14 protein-coding genes and 1 pseudogene are annotated in these 19,402 nt (G+C 36.7%); 13 read left to right on the top strand and 2 right to left on the bottom strand.

The genetic code is table 11. The features are described 5' to 3' along the window. Nucleotides 1-110: 110 nt before the first annotated feature. On the bottom strand, nt 111-1,811 hold the full coding sequence (locus N178_RS22565) for an L-lactate permease (RefSeq protein WP_045295045.1): 1,701 nt from the start codon (nt 1,809-1,811) through the stop codon (nt 111-113). 368 nt (nt 1,812-2,179) lie between these two features. Here N178_RS22565 and N178_RS22560 point away from each other — a divergent pair, with 368 nt between their 5' ends. The 7 genes from N178_RS22560 to N178_RS22530 all read left to right on the top strand — a co-directional run bounded on the left by N178_RS22560 (nt 2,180) and on the right by N178_RS22530 (nt 11,759). Then, on the top strand, nt 2,180-3,505 hold the full coding sequence (locus N178_RS22560) for an FAD-binding oxidoreductase (RefSeq protein ID WP_052942423.1): 1,326 nt from the start codon (nt 2,180-2,182) through the stop codon (nt 3,503-3,505). Beyond that, a complete protein-coding gene (locus N178_RS22555) occupies nt 3,506-4,867 on the top strand; it encodes a (Fe-S)-binding protein (RefSeq protein ID WP_045295044.1) in 1,362 nt (453 codons plus the stop codon). Then, nucleotides 4,851-6,302, top strand: coding sequence for an FAD-linked oxidase C-terminal domain-containing protein (locus N178_RS22550; RefSeq protein ID WP_045295042.1), 1,452 nt, complete (start codon nt 4,851-4,853; stop codon nt 6,300-6,302). Before N178_RS22555 ends, N178_RS22550 begins: the two co-directional genes overlap by 17 nt. Nucleotides 6,303-6,472: 170 nt before the next feature. After that, nucleotides 6,473-8,650, top strand: coding sequence for a malate synthase G (locus tag N178_RS22545; protein ID WP_045295040.1), 2,178 nt, complete (start codon nt 6,473-6,475; stop codon nt 8,648-8,650). A 108-nt stretch (nt 8,651-8,758) separates the two neighbouring features. Beyond that, the gene (locus tag N178_RS22540) at nt 8,759-9,535 is read left to right on the top strand and encodes a fumarylacetoacetate hydrolase family protein (protein ID WP_045295039.1); all 777 of its coding nucleotides are present in this window, start codon (nt 8,759-8,761) and stop codon (nt 9,533-9,535) included. Between the two features lie 53 nt (nt 9,536-9,588). Further along, on the top strand, nt 9,589-10,383 hold the full coding sequence (locus N178_RS22535) for an IclR family transcriptional regulator (protein WP_034268928.1): 795 nt from the start codon (nt 9,589-9,591) through the stop codon (nt 10,381-10,383). 143 nt (nt 10,384-10,526) lie between these two features. Next, entirely contained in the window at nt 10,527-11,759 is a 1,233-nt protein-coding gene (locus tag N178_RS22530) for an aminopeptidase (protein ID WP_045295036.1), read from the top strand. Between the two features lie 60 nt (nt 11,760-11,819). Here N178_RS22530 and N178_RS22525 read toward each other — a convergent pair whose 3' ends face one another. Continuing rightward, nucleotides 11,820-12,356, bottom strand: coding sequence for a site-specific integrase (locus tag N178_RS22525; RefSeq protein ID WP_045295034.1), 537 nt, complete (start codon nt 12,354-12,356; stop codon nt 11,820-11,822). Nucleotides 12,357-12,553: 197 nt separating this feature from the next. Between N178_RS22525 and N178_RS22520 the strand changes: the two genes are divergently transcribed. The 6 genes and pseudogenes from N178_RS22520 to N178_RS27935 all read left to right on the top strand — a co-directional run. Continuing rightward, complete coding sequence (locus N178_RS22520) at nt 12,554-14,650, top strand: DUF262 domain-containing protein (protein ID WP_045295033.1); 2,097 nt, start codon at nt 12,554-12,556, stop codon at nt 14,648-14,650. Nucleotides 14,651-14,898: 248 nt separating this feature from the next. Continuing rightward, nucleotides 14,899-15,423: a DUF1643 domain-containing protein gene (locus tag N178_RS22515; RefSeq protein ID WP_045295031.1), complete on the top strand. Its 525-nt coding sequence runs from the start codon at nt 14,899-14,901 to the stop codon at nt 15,421-15,423. Between the two features lie 567 nt (nt 15,424-15,990). Beyond that, entirely contained in the window at nt 15,991-17,004 is a 1,014-nt protein-coding gene (locus N178_RS22510) for a nucleoid-associated protein (RefSeq protein WP_045295029.1), read from the top strand. Between the two features lie 2 nt (nt 17,005-17,006). After that, the gene (gapS4a, locus tag N178_RS22505) at nt 17,007-17,954 is read left to right on the top strand and encodes a GapS4a family protein (protein WP_045295027.1); all 948 of its coding nucleotides are present in this window, start codon (nt 17,007-17,009) and stop codon (nt 17,952-17,954) included. After that, nucleotides 17,951-19,123 carry a hypothetical protein gene (locus N178_RS22500; RefSeq protein WP_045295025.1) on the top strand — a complete coding sequence of 391 codons (1,173 nt, stop codon included), beginning with the start codon at nt 17,951-17,953 and terminating at the stop codon, nt 19,121-19,123. The genes gapS4a and N178_RS22500 overlap by 4 nt, the downstream gene beginning before the upstream one ends. 111 nt (nt 19,124-19,234) lie before the next feature. After that, nucleotides 19,235-19,351: pseudogene (locus N178_RS27935) on the top strand (aminopeptidase); the annotation flags it as partial. Nucleotides 19,352-19,402: the final 51 nt, after the last annotated feature.

The following is a 19,402-nucleotide window of genomic DNA, read 5'->3' as shown; positions in this document are numbered from 1 at the left end:
TGTAGTGAAATTAAACAATACAATCGAGCTGTATTTCCAAATTATCCAATAAAATTACCTGTATATCTTTTAGAAAATCTAAAAATTAAAAATATTTCTTATACATCTTATTAAGGAATCATCCACGACAATACATTAGATTGTAAAAATGTTAATACGCAGACAATCAGCAGTAAAAATAAGCTGTGCTTCACCGTAAAACGAAGCAAATCGGACTCTTTTCCGGCCAACCCAACTGCAGCACAGGCAACGGCGATGGACTGCGGTGAAATCATTTTACCGGTTACTCCCCCAGAAGAGTTTGCTGCAAGCGCAAGAAGCGGGTCCATTCCAATAGACGTAGCCGTGATTTTTTGCAAGTTGCCGAACAATAAGTTGGCTGATGTATCTGATCCAGTAATAAAAACACCAAGCCAGCCGAGTACAGGAGAGAAAAAGGGAAATAACGCGCCTGTTTTAGCTAACAGCAGTCCTAAGGTTGTACTCATTCCAGAAGCATTTGTCACGTAAGCAAATGCAACAACGGACATAATTGTAAGCAGCGGCAGCGCTAATTCTTTGCACGTCTCCTTAAATGTAATAAACCAGTCTTTCCAAGAGATGTTGACAATAAATTTTGTGACAACAGCAGACAACAGGATAGCTGTTCCGGCAGCGCCTAGTAATTCTAACTTATACACTGCCGCAATCGGTTCTCCATTTCCATTTAAAATTAAATTATTTAACCAAGGTACTTCTGGCATAAACGTTAAATAATGTCCGATGGAATTAATAGCGCCCAAAAAAGCGTTAGCTCCTTCATAATGTCCTGTCAAAGCGGTTTTAATTTGAGGAATTCCCCATACAGAAATAAAGATCGTTAAAATTAAAAAAGGTGACCACGCCTTTGCAATTTGAGCTCCCGTGAATGCGGGTTGATCTGGAGTTTCTTTTGGCTCAGCTGAAGCGGAAGCTACTTCATGTGCTGCTTTTTCAGATTGAAAACGGAACGTTGTTTTTGGTTTCCAGAATTTTAAGAAAATAGCGAGCGCAAAAAGTGAAACGAGTGCCGATAAAATATCAGGAAGTTCAGGTCCTAAAAAGTTAGAGCTGACAAACTGTGTAAGAGCAAAAGAGACGCCGGATACTAGAATAGCAGGGAGTACTTCTAATGTTTTCTTAAATCCAGCCATTACAAAAACCAAATATAGCGGAATAAATACAGAAATAAAAGGAAGCTGGCGGCCTACCATTTTAGAGATTTCCATTGCCGCTACTCCAGTAGGACCTTCCATAGCAGTGATAGGAATACCGATTGCACCAAAAGCAACGGGTGCTGTGTTTGCTAATAAACATAAGCCAGCGGCATACAGCGGATTAAAACCTAGCCCTACAAGCAAAGCTGCTGAAATCGCAACAGGTGCACCAAAACCAGCGGCACCTTCAAGAAAAGCCCCAAACGAAAAAGCAACTAACAAAGCTTGAAGTCTGCGATCTTCTGTAATAGATACGACAGAGGTACGAATAATATCAAACTGACCGGTTTTTACGGTTAGTTTGTAAAGAAAAACAGACGTAATGATAATCCATCCAATCGGCAGTATACCGTATACGGCTCCTTGACTAGCTGACATAAAAGCCATGCTAGCCGGCATTTTATAAGCAAGTATTGCAACGGCAAGTGCGACCAGTAAAGTTGTAACTCCAGCCATATAACCTTTCATTCGTTTAATAGCCAGAGCCCAAAAGAAGTAAAGAATAGGAATCAAAGCGATTAATGAAGACCAAATGACGCTGTTTCCTACAGGAGTGAACTGCTGTGTCCATGTCATAACTAACACCTCATTTTCAAATTAGTGAACTACGAAACAATCAAAACTACGATGATAAGGTCATCTGATGACTTATGTAAAAATGAATTCGCTTACATTATATTCTAATCCTTTTGTGATAGGCAAGTACTAAAAGGAACTTTTTTTCAAAAAAACGGACATTTTTTTGTAGATAAGAAGAAAATATTGGTTGAAAATCCCAAGAATAGGTGATTTAATGATTGTAAGCGTTTTAAATATATCTTTCCATCTATTCTACTAATTATTCTTCTTATTAATCTACTACTTTTAGTCGTATTATATATGGCACTTCTTTATGTTATTAGTGAAACGGTGTTTGCTATTACAAAACGAGAGGAGTCAATTTATTGAGTACGTTGAAGCTTCCAGGTCATTTAAAATCCATTTTATCTCATCCTTCCACACTTGAAGAACAGCATATGAATCACTTCCTTGGAAATAACGGATCCCTTCATGTTAAGCCAACTTCAGAACAAGAAATAGCAGCCGTTTTAAAGTATGCGGCGGAACACGGAAAAAAAGTCGTCATTGAAGGGAACGGTACAAAAAAAGGGTTTGGCGGACTTATAGATACAGTAGACCTTTTGCTTTCGCTGACTGAATACAGCGGAATTGTTGAACATACAGTAGGTGATATGACAGTTACTGTAAAAGCTGGTACGCCGTTTGAAGAGCTGCAAACGTATTTAAAAACGTACAACCAGCAAATTTCACTTGATCCAGCTCTAAGAGACTACGCTACAATCGGCGGAGTTATTGCAGCGAATGAAAGTGGTCCAAAGCGCTTGTGTTATGGATCAGCGCGAGATGCAGTAATCGGTATGAGAGTCGTATATTCAGATGGAACCATTGTTCGTTCAGGCGGAAAAGTCGTCAAGAACGTGGCTGGCTATGATATGAATAAGCTGTTTATTGGTTCAATGGGAACGCTCGGCGTTATTTCAGAAGTAACGTTAAAGCTGCGTCCGCTGCCTAAGTATCAAAGCGTTCTTTTTCTTTCGTTTTCAAGGGGCAATATCGAAGAAATCCATGCTTTTGTTAGCAAAGTCTTAGATTCCATGATAGAGCCCGTTGCTTTGGAATTATTAAATCCTTCTCTAGCTGAAGATGTAATAGGGCAGCATCTGTTTACGCTTGTAATCAGCTTTGAAGACGTGGAAAGTTCCGTTCATTATCAAGAGAATTACATCAAAAGTATTCAGCCTGCTGATACGATTTTAAAAGTACTGCAGGAAAAAGAAGCCGAGGTGTTCTGGGGATTTTTTAGTAACATTAGTCCAAATGGTGCACTTTGTTCTTCCGAAGAAGAAACGGAAGCCACTTTAAAAGTTGGCGTACCAAATATAAATGTACTTGACGTGATAAACAAAAGTACTGCTTTAAAAACGTCCCTTCCAATGCTGATAAAAGCACATGGAGGAGTTGGACACGGTCTTTGCTCAGTCTACATAAAGGGCTCAGAAGAAGCCATTCTTTCCGTTATCACTTCATTTACTGAAACGGCTAAAACGTACGGAGGATATGTGGTGGTTAAACATTTGCCTTTTATACTGCGCCAAAAAGTAAATGTGTGGGGGGAAAAACCTTCTCATTTTCCGTTACTAGCAGGAATTAAAGCAAAGATGGACGCTAAAAATGTGCTTAACTATAAACGATTTATAGGAGGAATCTAAGTGAATTCAGCGAAAGCGGATATCAAAGATGCTCCATGTCAAAGCGTTAGCAACTATTTGTGGAAAGACGCGCCAGACGAAAAAAAATGGGCGGATTGTGTACACTGCGGAATGTGCTTAGAGTCTTGTCCTACTTATGAAATAACGGGACAAGAGCAGCATTCACCAAGAGGACGCGTTCATCTTATCAAATCGGTAGCAGAAGGAAAAATAAACGTAAATGCACAGTTTACAGACCCTGTTTTTGCCTGTTTGGACTGCCGTGCCTGTACAACTGCCTGCCCTGCAAATGTAGACGTTGGCGGACTCATTGAAGAAGCTCGCGGCCAAATTCGTCAAGCAATGCCTTTGACCGGCTGGAAAGGGATGATCAGCAAATTTTTTCTTAAGGAACTTTTTCCTCATTCCCATCGCTTGGAAGCTGCAGGAAGTTTATTAAAGTTGTACCAAAAAAGCGGGATGCAAAAAATGATGCGCACAACAGGCATGTTAAATATGATGCCAACACATCTAGCAGAAATGGAACATGTAATGCCTAAAATTACCCGTTCTGTTCGAAAAAAATATAAAAAAGAACGCGTTCTAAAAGCAAATGCAGAAAGAAAAGCCGAAGTTGCTTTTTTAACCGGCTGCATTATGGACGTCATGTTCAGCGATATTAACGAAGCGACTCTTAATGTATTAAGAAGAAACGGAAACGACGTTGTTATTCCTCATTCTCAGACGTGCTGTGGTGCTTTGCACGTTCATGCAGGAGACCGAGACATGGGAAGACAGCTTGCAAAAAAAAATATAGAGGCGTTTCAGCATGCCGATACCATTATTGTAAACGCTGCGGGATGCGGCTGCATGTTAAAAGAGTATCCTGAACTATTTAGAGAAGAAGAGCAAGAGTGGCTTGAAAAAGCCGAAGCCTTTGCTGAAAAAGTCCAGGATATTTCAAAATATCTTTACGATACGGGATATCGCCCTCCGCAGGCGAAGCTGCATACGCGCATTACGTACCACGATGCTTGCCATTTAGCTCATGGTCAAGGAGTTAGAGAAGAACCAAGAGATATTTTGCTTTCTATTCCGGGAGTTGAAATGGTTCATATGGCTAACGCGGACCGATGCTGTGGAAGCGCAGGAATTTATAATTTAACAAACCCTGACATGGCGGGAGCCGTGCTTCAAAGTAAAATGGAAAATGTGCCCCATGACGTAGAAATGATTTCAATGGGAAACCCAGGATGTATGCTGCAGATGGCAGTAGGAGTGAAAAAATATGGACGAAGTCAGCAAATTGTTCACACGGTACAGCTTTTAGAGTGGGCCTATCAAAAAGAAGAGGAGGAAGCGCATCGTGTTGAAGAAAAATAGAATAAAAGATCTTCATGTAAAAAATCTTTCTCAACTAGTAGATGCTCATTCTATTTTGTATCACAAAGAAGATTTGCTTGCGTACGACTGCGATGGGTTTACCATTCACAGACACTTGCCTAAAGCGGTGGTATTTCCTCGAAACACAAAAGAAGTTTCTAACATTGTTAAATACTGCAATGAACACGATTTGCCTTTTCTTGCAAGAGGAGCAGGCACAGGACTAAGCGGCGGAGCGATTCCTCTTAATAACGAAGTGGTTATTAGTTTAGTGAAAATGAAGCGCCTGCTTAGCGTGGACTATGAAAACAGACGTGCCGTGGTAGAGCCGGGATTTATTAATCTTAAATTAACCAATTCGATCTCTGAAAAAGGATATTATTATGCCCCGGATCCTTCGAGTCAGTATTGCTGCACCATTGGTGGAAATGTAGCGGAAAATGCGGGAGGGGCACACTGTCTTAAATATGGAGTAACTACCAACCATATTTTAGGGCTAGAGGTGGTGCTTCCAAATGGAGATGTGATTGAGCTTGGCAAGCAAGGTATTCCAGATGAACCAGGATATGATTTATTAGGACTTTTAACAGGATCAGAAGGGACGTTAGGAATCGTTACAAAAATTACGGTACGCATTTTGAAAAACCCGGAAGCCAAACAAACGGTTCTTGCCTATTTCGACCGGGTAGAAGACGGCAGCCAAGCGGTATCAGACATTATATCAGCCGGCATTGTGCCCGCTGCGCTTGAAATGATGGATAAAACCGCCATTGAAGGAGTGGAAGCTGCTGCGTTTCCAGTCGGACACCCTAGAGATATTGAAGCTCTTTTATTAATTGAAGTAGACGGCATTTCAGCCGGTATCGAAGAGCAAATCCTTCGTATTTTAGACGTATGCAAAAAACAAAACGTACGGGAAGTGAAAGTAGCTGAAAGTGAAGAAGAGCGCGCCAGATGGTGGGCAAATCGGAAGACAGGATTTGGGGCGATGGGAGCTATATCCCCTGACTACCTCGTACAAGACGGGGTTATTCCAAGAAGTAAACTGCCTCAAGTGCTGAAGCGAATCAACAAAATTAGCGAAGAAGCAGGTCTTCGTATTGCCAATATTTTTCACGCTGGAGACGGGAACTTGCATCCGCTTGTATTATTTGATGCTAGAAAGCCAGGGGAAACTGAAAAAGCACTCGAAGCCGGAAGCGCATGTTTGCAAGTATGTGCAGAAGTAGGAGGAACGATTACCGGGGAACACGGTGTGGGCATTGAAAAAAAAGAAGAAATGCGATTTGTTTTTAATGAAGATGAAATTCAAGCACAAACGAATATACGAGAAGTATTTAATCCTAAAAATCTATTAAATGCAGGAAAGCTTTTTCCAAGTCCGAGCCGCTGCGCTGAAGTCAAAAAAGAAAAGAAAAAAGTGGGATATTTTTAGAAAATTCTTGAAAATATATTCGCTCGATGATATGATTTTTTTAACAAAAATAAAACGCTGTTTTGTAATAAGAAACAGCACCGCATATGTTCGTCTTAACCATTGTGGCAAAAAGAATTGAAAGCGCGTCCAAATTTAAAATGTAAAAGAATAAGAGGAGGAAACAGACGGTGACAAACTACAAACAAGTTGGAAATCTGAAAGTAGCTCCAGTTCTCTATCAATTTATTAATGAGGAAGCTCTTCCGGGCAGCGGCCTAAGTACAGAACAGTTTTGGTCTGATTTTGAAGCGTTAGTAACCGAGTTAACACCCGTAAATAAACGTTTGTTAGAAAAGCGTGATCAGCTGCAAGCTCAAATTAATGCGTGGCATCAAGAAAATCCTGACGGTGACTTTAACGAATACAAGTCGTTTTTAACGAAAATTGGCTATTTAGAAGACAAGGCAGAAGATTTTCTTATTGGTACAGAAGGAGTAGATAGCGAAATTGCCTATCAAGCGGGACCGCAGCTTGTTGTACCAGTGAATAACGCTCGGTATGCTATCAACGCTGCTAATGCACGCTGGGGAAGTCTCTATGATGCACTTTACGGCACTGATGCAATCAGTGAAGAAAATGGAGCTTCGCGCACAAGTTCTTATAATCCAATTCGAGGAGAAAAAGTTATTGCGTTTGCGAAGAGTTTTCTTGATGAAGTTATTCCGCTCGTTCAGTCTTCTCATGCAGAAGTGGTTCAGTACAGTCTTGAAAATGGAAAGCTTGTCGCTCAATTAAACGATGGCAGTTTAACAGAGTTACAGGAAGAAGATAAATTTGTAGGGTATCAAGGAGAAGAAAAAAGCCCTGATGCTCTTTTATTCAAAAACAACGGCCTGCATTTTGAAGTTCAAATTGATCGTACGGATTCGATTGGTAAAACAGACGATGCGGGTGTAAAAGATATTTTAATGGAAGCAGCTCTTACGACGATTATGGACTGTGAAGATTCAGTAGCGGCAGTAGACGCAGAAGACAAAGTAGATGTTTACCGCAACTGGCTGGGATTAATGAAAGGTGATTTGACGTCTACTTTTAAAAAAGGAAGTCAAAACATGACAAGGCGTTTAAATCCAGACCGTACCTATATTTCTCCCGACAAGGAAAAGATTTCACTGTCTGGCCGTTCACTTATGTTTGTTCGAAACGTTGGGCATTTAATGACAAACAGCGCTGTTTTAGATCGAAATGGCAACGAAATCTATGAAGGTATTTTAGACAGCGTAATTACTAGTTTAATTGCCAAACACACTTTGCTTAAAAACGGTACGTATCAAAATTCTAAAAAGAGCTCTATCTATATCGTTAAACCGAAAATGCACGGCTCCAAAGAAGTAGCTTTTGCCAACACGTTATTTAATTCAATTGAAGATATGCTAGGGCTTGAGCGTCATACAATTAAAATCGGCGTAATGGATGAAGAGCGCCGTACAACGCTTAATTTAAAAGCGTGCATCAAAGAAGTAAAAGACCGAGTGGCGTTTATTAATACTGGATTCTTGGATCGAACAGGTGACGAAATTCACACTTCTATGGAAGCAGGCGCCGTTATCCGTAAAAATGATATGAAGGCGTCTAAATGGCTTCAAGGCTACGAACAGTCTAATGTAAATGTAGGGTTAGCAAGCGGGTTCCAAGGCCGCGCTCAAATCGGAAAAGGCATGTGGGCAATGCCGGATATGATGGCCGAAATGCTTAAGCAAAAAGTGGGGCATTTAAAAGCAGGAGCGAATACGGCATGGGTGCCTTCACCGACTGCAGCGACGCTCCATGCTCTTCACTACCATCAAATTGATGTAAGAGATGTTCAAAATGAATTGCTTACTCAGTCTACCGATCTACGAGATGATATTTTGCAAATTCCTGTGGCAGAAAAACCAAATTGGAGCAAAGATGAAATCCAGCAGGAGCTAGACAACAACGCTCAAGGAATACTTGGCTATGTAGTAAGATGGGTCGACCAAGGAGTAGGGTGCTCAAAAGTACCGGATATTAATAATGTAGGGCTGATGGAAGACCGGGCAACGCTTCGTATTTCCAGTCAGCACGTAGCCAACTGGCTTCATCATGGAATTTGTACAAAAGAACAAGTAACGGAAACGCTAAAGCGAATGGCAAAAGTAGTAGATCAACAAAATGAAAATGATCCTCTGTATCAGCCAATGTCATCGAACTACAGCACATCTATTGCTTTTCAGGCAGCCTGCGATTTAGTATTTCAAGGCTATGATCAGCCAAACGGCTATACGGAGCCGATTTTACACCGCCGCCGTATCGAAGCAAAGGCAAAAGCAGCTATAAAACAGTAAAAAAAAACGGCCTGTCAGCATAGAGATGGCAGGCTGTACTTACATCTTAAGAACCTGACTACCTACGATCCTTATTAAAACACAGCAAATGGGAAAAGGAGTTATGTCATGAAATTTGTAAGGTTCGCTGTACAAGATAGCCGTCATACAGGTGTACTAAAAGAGGATGCGATCAGCGTTATTGAAGGAAATATATTTGAGAAATGGAACTATACAGGACAGACTTTTTCAGTAAATGAAGTAAAGCTTTTGGCTCCTTTAGAGCCGAATCAAATTATTGGAATAGGCGCAAATTATGCAGCCGCAAAGTCGGAGCTTCCAAAGGAAATGCCTTCTATTCCTGTCTTCTTTTTTAAGCCCACATCTTCTGTGATTGGTCCAAACGAAGACATTGTTATTCCAACTGCCATTAAGCACGTTAAGTTTGAATCCGAGCTTGCGGTTGTTATTGGAAAAGAGGCAAAGAACATCGCAAAAGAAGACGTACGGGATTATATATTTGGGTATACAATTGGAAACGATGTAACGGCTCCGGATTATTTTCATGAAGACGGGCACTGGACCATTGGAAAATCCTTTGATTCGTTTACGCCTCTTGGACCCGTAATCGAAACGGAGCTTGATTTTAAGTCAATTCACGTAAAAGCGTTTTTAAATGGCGTTGAAAAACAAAACAGCTCGACAGATTTAATGATTATTTCTGTTGGAGAAATGATCGCTTACCTATCTACTGTTATGACCCTTAAGCCGGGAGATGTGGTTTTAACAGGAAGTCCGGTCGGCGCGGAACTGGTGAGCGCAAACGATGTTATTGAATGCACCATCGGAGAAATTGGAACTCTCCAAAATCCATTTGTTGCAGAGAAAGAACGTGTAAACGTATAAAAGTGATAAAAAAATGCCCGGCAGTAAAATGACACATAGAGGAGAGAAGAAAAATGGAGAGAGAAAATATGGTTAAGTCTGTAAGCCGGGCATTGGATATTGTCACAATTGTCAGCATGGAAAGAGAAGGGGTAGGAGTCACAGAAATTGCAAAGCAAATGGACATTAATAAAAGCTCCGTATACCGTATTCTAACTACTCTTGCTCAGTATGGGTATATTGAACAAGATCAAGAAAGCGGGCGGTACAAGCTTGGGTATAAGTTTTTAGAAGTAAGTTCAAAGCTTTTAGATTCTATTGATTTACGGACAGAAGCAAAGCCGTTTTTGCAAGAACTTGAAAGTGAAACAAATGAAGTTATTCATCTTGTTGTCTACGATCAAGGTGAAGTAGTGTATATTGAAAAATTAGAAGGAAATCAGACGCTGCGCATGCATTCAAAAGTGGGGAAAAGAGCACCAATGCATTGCACCTCCGTTGGTAAAGCTATCCTAGCTTTTTTACCGCTTAACACGGTAACAAGCATTCTTGAAAGAAAAGGCTTACCAGCTCATACCGATCACACCATTACAGATGAAGAAAGCTTTCTTCGAGAACTTTCAGAAGTGAAACAAAAGGGATATGCGCTGGATTTAGAAGAAAATGAATATGGAATTACCTGCATTGCAGCGCCTATTTTTGATCACCTTGGTCAAGTCGTCGCTGCAGTCAGTATTTCTGGTGCTACGATGCGTATGACAAATGAGCGCTTAACATATCTTCAAGAACGCATGGTTGATATAGGCAAGAACATTTCGGAGCGGCTCGGCTACAAAACTGAATCTGTGAAAGACAAAAGTTTGTTCTGATTCTTAGAGAACAAACTTTTGCTATATAATAATCTATAAAATAACGTAATTATATTATGTAAACTATAAGTTAGGATTTTTAATTGGCGTTTTATTCATGATACAATGAAGTTGTTAGAATATATACGTAAAGGAGATAAATTATGGAACAGTTTGAGCGCAATATTGAAAAGTACGCCGAGCTGGCTGTAAAAGTCGGTGTAAACATTCAAAAAGGGCAAGTATTAAATATTAATGCCGATATTTCTTCCGCTGATTTTGTTCGTGAAATTGCGAAAAAAGCGTACGAAGCTGGAGCAAAGTCTGTTGATGTAGACTGGCATGACGATCATTTAGTTCGTTTGAAATATGAAAAAGCGGATGAATCTGTATTTAATGAATTTCCTGCTTGGAAAGCTCAAGCAAGAGAAGAGCTTGTGAAAAACGGAGGCGCTGTTTTATCTGTAATTTCAAGCGGTCCTGACTTACTAAAAGGAGTAGACGGCAAACGTATTGCTGCGTTCCAAAAAGTAAGCGGAAAAGCAATGAAAAAATTCCGTGAAGCAATCCAATCCGATAAAATCAGCTGGTCCATTGTAGCTGTTCCTTCAAAAGACTGGGCAGCTAAAGTATTTCCTGACGTTCCAGAAGAACAGCAGCAAGAAAAACTGTGGGAAGCTATTTTTAAATCCGTGCGCGTAGACCAGGAAGATCCAGTGGCCGCATGGGAAGAGCATAATGCTTCATTACATACAAAAGTAGACATTTTAAATGAAAAGAAATTTTCTAAGCTTCACTATAAAGCGCCAGGAACAGATTTAACAATTGAGCTTCCTGACAAACATATTTGGGTTGGCGCAGGCAGTGTGAATGAAGACGGCAACTCGTTCATGGCCAATATGCCAACAGAAGAAGTATTCACACTTCCGAAAAAAGACGGCGTAAATGGTCAAGTAACGAGCACAAAACCGCTTAGCTACGCAGGAAACTTAATTGAAAACTTCACGCTAACATTTGAAAACGGAAAAATTGTTGATGTAAAAGCAGAAGAAGGCGAAGAAACGTTAAAGCACTTAATTGAAACAGATGAAGGTGCCAAATACTTAGGCGAAGTAGCCTTAGTACCGCATCAATCGCCAATCTCTCAGTCAAACATCATTTTCTACAACACGCTGTTTGACGAAAATGCATCCAACCATTTAGCCATCGGCAGCTCGTATTCCTTCTGTTTAGAAGGCGGAAAAACGATGTCTAAAGAAGAGCTATCACAAAACGGAGCAAACGACAGCATCACCCACGTTGACTTCATGATTGGCTCAGCTGAAATGGACATCGACGGCATCAAAGCTGACGGTACAAGCGAGCCTGTGTTTAGAAAAGGGAACTGGGCGTTTTGATTTAAACCTTGATGTAATAGGGTTTTAACCACCTTAACCTTCTGATTGGTCACAAGCTGGTCACATATTAACGAATAAGGTATTCAATTTATCAGCCACTTCTTGTTGCATACTCGGCAAGACGTGGCTGTATTGATTTAATGTGATTTGAATGGAAGAGTGTCCAACACGTTCAGAGATAACTTTCACATTCACATTTTGCTGAATCAACATGGTTACATGCGTATGACGTAAATCATGAAATCGTATCACAGGTAGTCCAAGTTTTTTAGCATGGTTCTTGAATCTCTTAGATAAAGTAGATGAATCTAAAGAGTTGCCAAACTTTGTACAGTTCACTAAGTCATAATCGTTATAGGCTATACCTTGTTTAAGTTTATTAACTAATACTTTCTTACGCTCTTTTTTCAATTGATTAACAAGCATATTAGGAATATGAATAGAACGTACACCAGACGCTGTTTTAGCCCCCACCTTAAGTTCTTTCGCATATCCGTCGTAGATTTGCCTAATGTAGATAACCTGTTTTTCAAAATCAATATCTCTCCATCGTAGCCCTAGGATTTCTCCTTTTCGTATTCCAGTAAGCAGAGCCATAAAAATAATTATTCAAAGGCTATTGCCCTTTTTGTATAAACATATTATAAACATATTATGATTTTCTGCTATAAAAAAAGCGTCTGCTAAGAAAGGTTAGGTGTTTTATAATTAATTTCCGCATTCGCTTTATTATACAGTTTAATAGGGTAAAATGCTAAAGTATTGATAGAAGAGATGGTATTGGAGGTCGAATAATGTATCAAATTAGATCCGAATCCGCTAAAACATTGATTGAAGATAGAAATATTAGGCTCCCGAGGTTCCAAAGGAAACAAACTTGGGACATTAAGAAGAATTTTAAGTTATGTATTAGTATTTTTAACAATTATCCAATTGGAATTTGTGTTATTAATGAGGAGAAAGGCAAAAAGCGAAATACAAAATGGTTACTTGATGGCAGACAAAGGAGAAACGCTCTTTTACTAATGTTAGAGAACCCAGAAGAGATATACAGTTGGGCTAGAGTATTCTTAAAACTAAAAAATGGTGATCAGCCTGATGAGATAGAAGAAAAGTTTTGGAATGCAATTGAAGAGCATTTAGAAAATGATGAAGTGGAAGAGGAGGAAAAAATTGATACTTCCTCAAAAGAAAGTAGTATAGAAGAAAATAGTTATTCTGATGAACTTTATGATGACGATGACGATTATTTGGAAGACAATGATGAAATAGCTGCAACAATAGAAGATAAACCATCTTTAAATCAGGACAAAGATGATTTAAAATTACTGTTGAAAATAATTCTCGTTTGCCATAATAAAAAAAGAAATGGTACAGGTTTCTCTATTCCATTTAACTTTTCCAGACAAATACCTAACTTAGAATACATTGAATATCATTCAGGTTATGCAAAGTTAAATGGTAAAAAATTAGTTTCGTTTATAAGAAACTTTAAAAAGAACTGCTATGATGAAGGAATTGAGGATATATCAGAACAAGATTTCATAAGTTACTTAATCTCCCGTTATAGTTTAGAAGATAAGGTATTGAGTAGTTTTAGAAAACTACTCCATCAAACCTGGGAAAGAATCGAAGAAAGAATTGAAATAGTAGAATTGATTGAGAATAGACTCAGGGATACATTGATTGGTATAATTGAACTGAAAAGTGCTAAAAGCATTGATGCGCAAAATATATTTAAGTTAATTAACTCCGAGGGAACGGACTTGACAGCAGTTGAAATATTGTCTGCAAAACCTTCTTGGAACAGAAAGATTGCTCATCCATCTCATTCTTTAGAGCAACATGTAAACGAACTATATAATGTAATGAATATAAAACGAGAAGGTGTAGTTAGATGGGATTTTCCAGCTACTTTATTAGGGAGATTAGGAACGCTTAATTTCATCTTTAAAAATTTATCTTACGCAAAGGAAACAGAATTTAGGACTAGGGTTACATTAGGTTTTAAAATTTTGGGTGCAATCTTTGAAAAAGGTATTACAAAAGATAAAATTTCTAATGTATCAAGGAACAGGCAATTAACATGGGAAGAAGATATTGAGCAACTGGTTCGAGATTTTAATGAACTCGGAAGAATAATATCTGAACATTCCTTCTTTAAGTTTTTACTCTCTTGGAATACATGTTTAATGGAATTGACTAGTGATACTATTTCTATTAATTTCTTGGTCATGATCTATAAGGATTGGATACAAAGAGGAAGACCTCTTGGTAATCATGAAATGAAGAAGGTTCAAAGAAATAGCGTTGTTCTTTTCGATAAGATGATATATGAATATGTTACTAAGTTGTGGCGGGGTTCAAGTGACTCAAGGCTTGCTGATAATATTGAAAAGTTTGGTTTTAGTAAGACGTTTGAACCTGTTAAGATTGAAAGGTGGACTTCACTACTAGAAGAAATTTTTGAACACAATACCCTTCATGATGAAGTAATTTCAGTTAAAATATTAAAACCAATTCTGTATTACTATTACTGTTTAGCTGAATTTGATGGTCCAAATAATAAAAGTATACCCATTGAAGTTGATCATATAATACCACAATCATCTTTTGAAGGATCGAATATTGATAATAAAATTGTTCAACATAATCTTTACAATCTTGCATTGCTTCCTAAACGTGAAAATATTAGCAAAGGTAATAAAAAATTAACTGCTATAAATGATCCTTGGTTAATAAGAATGATAGAAAAGTATACAGGTCTTAACGAGGATGAATTTCAGAAGTTTTCATCAGTTCAATCAATTGAAGAATTGAGAAGCAGAAGGGAATCTTTCTTTATGGAAGCTTTTTCCACAGGAAGAGACAAATTAATAAATGGTATATAATAAAAGAAAAGGGATTACTAACCAATTGTAATCCCTTTTCTTATTTATAGTCGGATTTAGAATGATTTTATATATAAACTAGTAAAACTGTAATTTTAATAAGAATAAACAAAATCTGTAAACATGAGAAAAGAATATCTTTTTTAACACGTTTAGATAATAAGTATAAGCTTTTTGTTTCATTAGATGTTTTCTTTTATCGATATTGTGTATTTATTAAATATGAAAATAAGAGGGGAGATGCATTTATGCAGACTAACATCCTTATTAAAAGTGAAGCGGAATTTTCTAAAGATGAAAGTGCAACGCATCGTTATCTACTCAAAAAAGTTTGGGATGAAGAAAAATCTATAGTAACAATAATCATGTTGAATCCAAGAAAGGAAACTGATGCTCTTTATTTAGACAAGTCAGTAATGTTATTTATGAATTATTGTATTTCAAAAAATTTTGGAGGTTTTTATATAGTAAATCTTTTTTCATACAGATGTAACTCGGAGAGTAAGTTAAAAGCTATAGACTATGATAAGAGATACGATCAACAAACTGATAAATGGATTAGACATGCAGTAAATAATAGCGTTAAGCTTTATATAGGTTGGGGGAGTAATAACAACAGAAAAAAGAGGATAAAACAAATCCAGGAAATGTTAAGAGAATGCAATGATATCGATATTGTGAAGCTGAATACGGTAGATGATAGAGAGGTTCATATGAGTAGATCAACTTTGAAAAAAACTGAAGTTGTCATTAATATTGATAAGATTTTATAAAAAGATGTTTAACTTGGCGCAAATTTCAATATTTTAATGGGATTATAGACCATTAATTTAACAAAGAGTAGACTTAACAAACAAAAAGAAACACTTATGATATTAATTAATAGAAGTAAAAAGAAAGAAACCGTAACAAATGAAAACTAGCTAATCGATAGAACTAAAGAAGGACTAAAATTATTCCAGTAGTAGAAGTGGAATAATTAAATATAACTAGGGCTACATTCTATCGCAAGGTTAAGGAGTATAAAGTAAGTTAAATTAAGAGACTCACAAAAGAGTCTCTTAATTTATGTTGTGAAGGTGATGGTTATGGTGGGGATATTTCAAAATTTTCACTGAGAATAGGAGTGGGATTAGGACTTCAACGTAAATAAGCTTTTGGTATAAGAAATGAAGGTAACTCTGATACACAAATTAATCTCAGCTAAACTAAATACCAATGTTTTGAATAAAAAATTTTATGTGCAGAATATTAGACAAATATTGATAAAAATATGTAATAATTAGAAAGTGTTAGGCGAATTTAAGGGCATTTAGAAATAGTTCAAAGGAGGTAATTGGATGCTTGATTTAAGCAAGTGTGTACTTGAAACTGCAGTTTTACATTATATTGCTAGTCCTTTAGAAAATGTTAAAAGTGTTATCTCAGATAGTTTAATAAATGACATTGAATATTTGCAAAAAGCATTTTTGACACTATCATTTAATAGGTTCGAAGAAAATGAGATATGTGAATTTTCCCACGAATCTGAACTGAATCTTAATGAAGTTTACTTTTTTACGAGGGAAATATTAAAAGAGAATAAGGATTTCATAAAAAACTCTCAAAATATAGCTAGGCACCTTATTGAAGTATCAAGGCACCCAAATATTAAAGGTGGAGAATTGCTCACATTAAAATTCACAGGTGCTAAATACGAAAATAAAGAAGTAGATATCTTAAGTATTATAAAAGTGGAGGACAAAGAACTATTTTTACAAGTTAATAACCTAAATGAAAAGCTAACATTATCTAGCTATAAAGGGATAAATCTTAAACAAAACAATAAATTGGGGCTAGTTATGTTTTTTAAAGAAACTGAAGAATCTTTAGTTTTCGTCAAAAATAGAAAACAAGAGGATACAGTATTTTGGAAAGAGAACTTTTTGAATGTAAAGTATAAAGTTGATGAACGATATAAAACTGAACAGTTACTTAAAGAATGCAGGAAATTTATAACTAATAGTCCAGATTTAGCACCGGAGAAAAAAGTAGAATATCTGTCAAAAAGCATCAATTATTTTAAAGAAGAAACATATTTTGATGCAGAAAGGTATGTTGAAAATGTGTTTCAAGAAAAAAATTTAGATGTCAGTTATTTTAAAAAACAAATACAGCCTTTAGAGACTAACATTACATCAGATCTAGTAAGAAAAATTGAGAAAAAGTTTACTAAGACGATAGTACTTGATAGTGATATAAACATAAGAATATCATTAAGAGAAAACAGCAAAATGAATGAGTTTTTGGAAAAAGGGTTTGATGAAGAAAAAAGTAAGAAGTTTTACAAAATTTATTTTGAGGAGGAAAAATAGGGATGGCTGGAGGAGAAGCAGCAAAAAATTCAGGAGAACTTGGAGAGAAAATTGTAGCCAGGTTGCTCGAGATGTTTGGCTGGATTATGCCAGACAGTGGCGTTTCAATAAATTGCGTTCAAAGCAAAAAACATGGAAGTGAAAATAAGTCGAAGTTGAAACATGGTATCGACAATGTTTATCAATACAAATCTAACCTAATAGATAATACTAGACAAGATGTATTAATTAGTGTGAAGTGTAGAGATAAATATCCAGCTAGTGAAAACGGCATAAAAACTAAATTTAAAGAGTTCTATGCAGATCTTTCTACAGCAGCAGAATGCTATCCATCTTCAGAATTGTTCAAAAGAAAAATTAACGGTACAAAGGCAAGAAAAATAGATGGTGTAATTTTCTGGATAGATAGGAACGATGTTGATGGTTCGGAGCATTTAAGTTTGTTAGATAAATTAGATAATATTAGGGTAGAGGAAACATCTGCATTAGATTCTTTAACGCTTGTAGACAATAAGCGAGCACAGTTCCTTTTTGAAGCTGTATCCTTTGTACATCAAGAATATGGAGAAGAAAATGTGGAGTATTTTTACATTGATACGGGTTTAAATAATTCTTCAATGGATAAGTTATATTCAGGAAAACAGTTACCAATGGAATATATCTCCTCGTCTATTATTCCATTCACTGCTAATGTAAATGGAAATGAAACATTACTATTAGTGACTGAAGAACCTTTTGATGAAAACTATTTAAAGCGGTTAATTAGCTTAGCGCAATCTTTTACAAGAGATTTTTCAAGTGAAGTTGTACTTGTTTTCCCGGACTATCATGATATGCATCATAAAGATGTAGTGCGAAACGCTTATAGCTCTTTTAGTTCAGATAAATTTATTAAGAAAATTAAACTAAAGAAATTAAATCCTGATTTTAGGGATGGTGTATTTGAATGAGTAGAGATATCTCTGTATTACTTCCGAATGGAGAAAAACTAAAACCATTGCTAAAAAAATCAGTGATAACTGAAAGTGATATGCAAAGGCTTTTGAAAAAAAGAGGGGTTTTTAATGTTAGTAAAGACAGAAAAACTACTGTGCAATTTCTTACTACGACATTAATCAGTCCTAAAGAGTTTGAAGAATTGCAAGAGATTCAAAAAATTAAGGAAGATAACGTGAAGGTGAGAAACAATACAATAAAAAGTAAAACTGATAATACCCTTTTTGAAGTAATTAACATTGATTTAATAGCTAGTGAGCAATTAGAAACAGACGAGAATAACTGTACTTTTCAAACTGATACAGCTTTAAATGTTGAAAATGAAAATCATTTATATGTCGAGTACGAAGTACTGAGAGAGGATATTACATTAGATTGGGCAAGTATAAATAAAAAATTTTCAGGTAGAGTAGATATTATTAAAGATGGAAATACAGGTGAAATCCAATTTTCAAGTGAATATACTTCAGGAGAAACAGAGGAAATAAATTCTGAGATAATAAAAAGGATAAGCTCTTCCTTAAAGGAAAATGATGAGGTAGAGACAAGTAGCGATCTAGCAAGGTACACTTCAGGAAAACTAAACAATAATAATCGAATGAAGTTTATGTTAGCTTTAGCTAACGATATCCCAGGGGATAAGCTAAAGTTTAAATCAGTAAAAAACATTGAAATCGGTAGAGATAAAACTTTGAAAGTAGAAATGGAAAAAACAGGGTTGCTTTTTGATGATGGTGTTAGGAATGTAATAATTAATGGTGAAAAAGGTGAGACATTAAATAATATAGAATATGTTGTAAATGAAGCTTATTACGATTTTTTAATACTTAGAGCATTACAGGTGGAATATAATTTTGATTATGTATCTGCGAAAGGTGTTTGCATTTTAGAATTTGGATTTCCTCATTTTTTTAGAAAAACAAAAAAAACCGAGGATTTTGAAGTGGTAGTAAGTAAAGTATATCTAAATAAAGAAACCAAGGGAGAGAATACCAAGTCTATTACAAGAAAGATTCTAAAAGATTTTAATAGTTTTTACCAACAGGAATTTAATACAATGCAACAACAACAACAACAACAACAGCAACAACAACAACAGCAACAGCAACAGCAACAACAATAAGTTTAACAGAAGGCAATATTGGGAAACCTTTAATAACAAGCTTAAGAACATAAAATTTGTGGTCACACAGTGGTCACGGATTGGTCACAGAACCCTAATTTTTCACTTTAAAACGACAGCATCACCCACGTTGACTTCATGATTGGCTCAGCTGAAATGGACATCGACGGCATCAAAGCTGACGGTACAAGCGAGCCTGTGTTTAGAAAAGGGAACTGGGCGTTTTGAATTAAATAAATAACAATAATAAAAGCTTCTGCGCTACATCCGCAGAAGCTT

The sequence above is a fragment of the Priestia aryabhattai B8W22 genome, assembly GCF_000956595.1.
GTDB lineage: Bacteria > Bacillota > Bacilli > Bacillales > Bacillaceae_H > Priestia > Priestia aryabhattai.
This window is presented reverse-complemented; position numbering and strand designations above follow the sequence as displayed.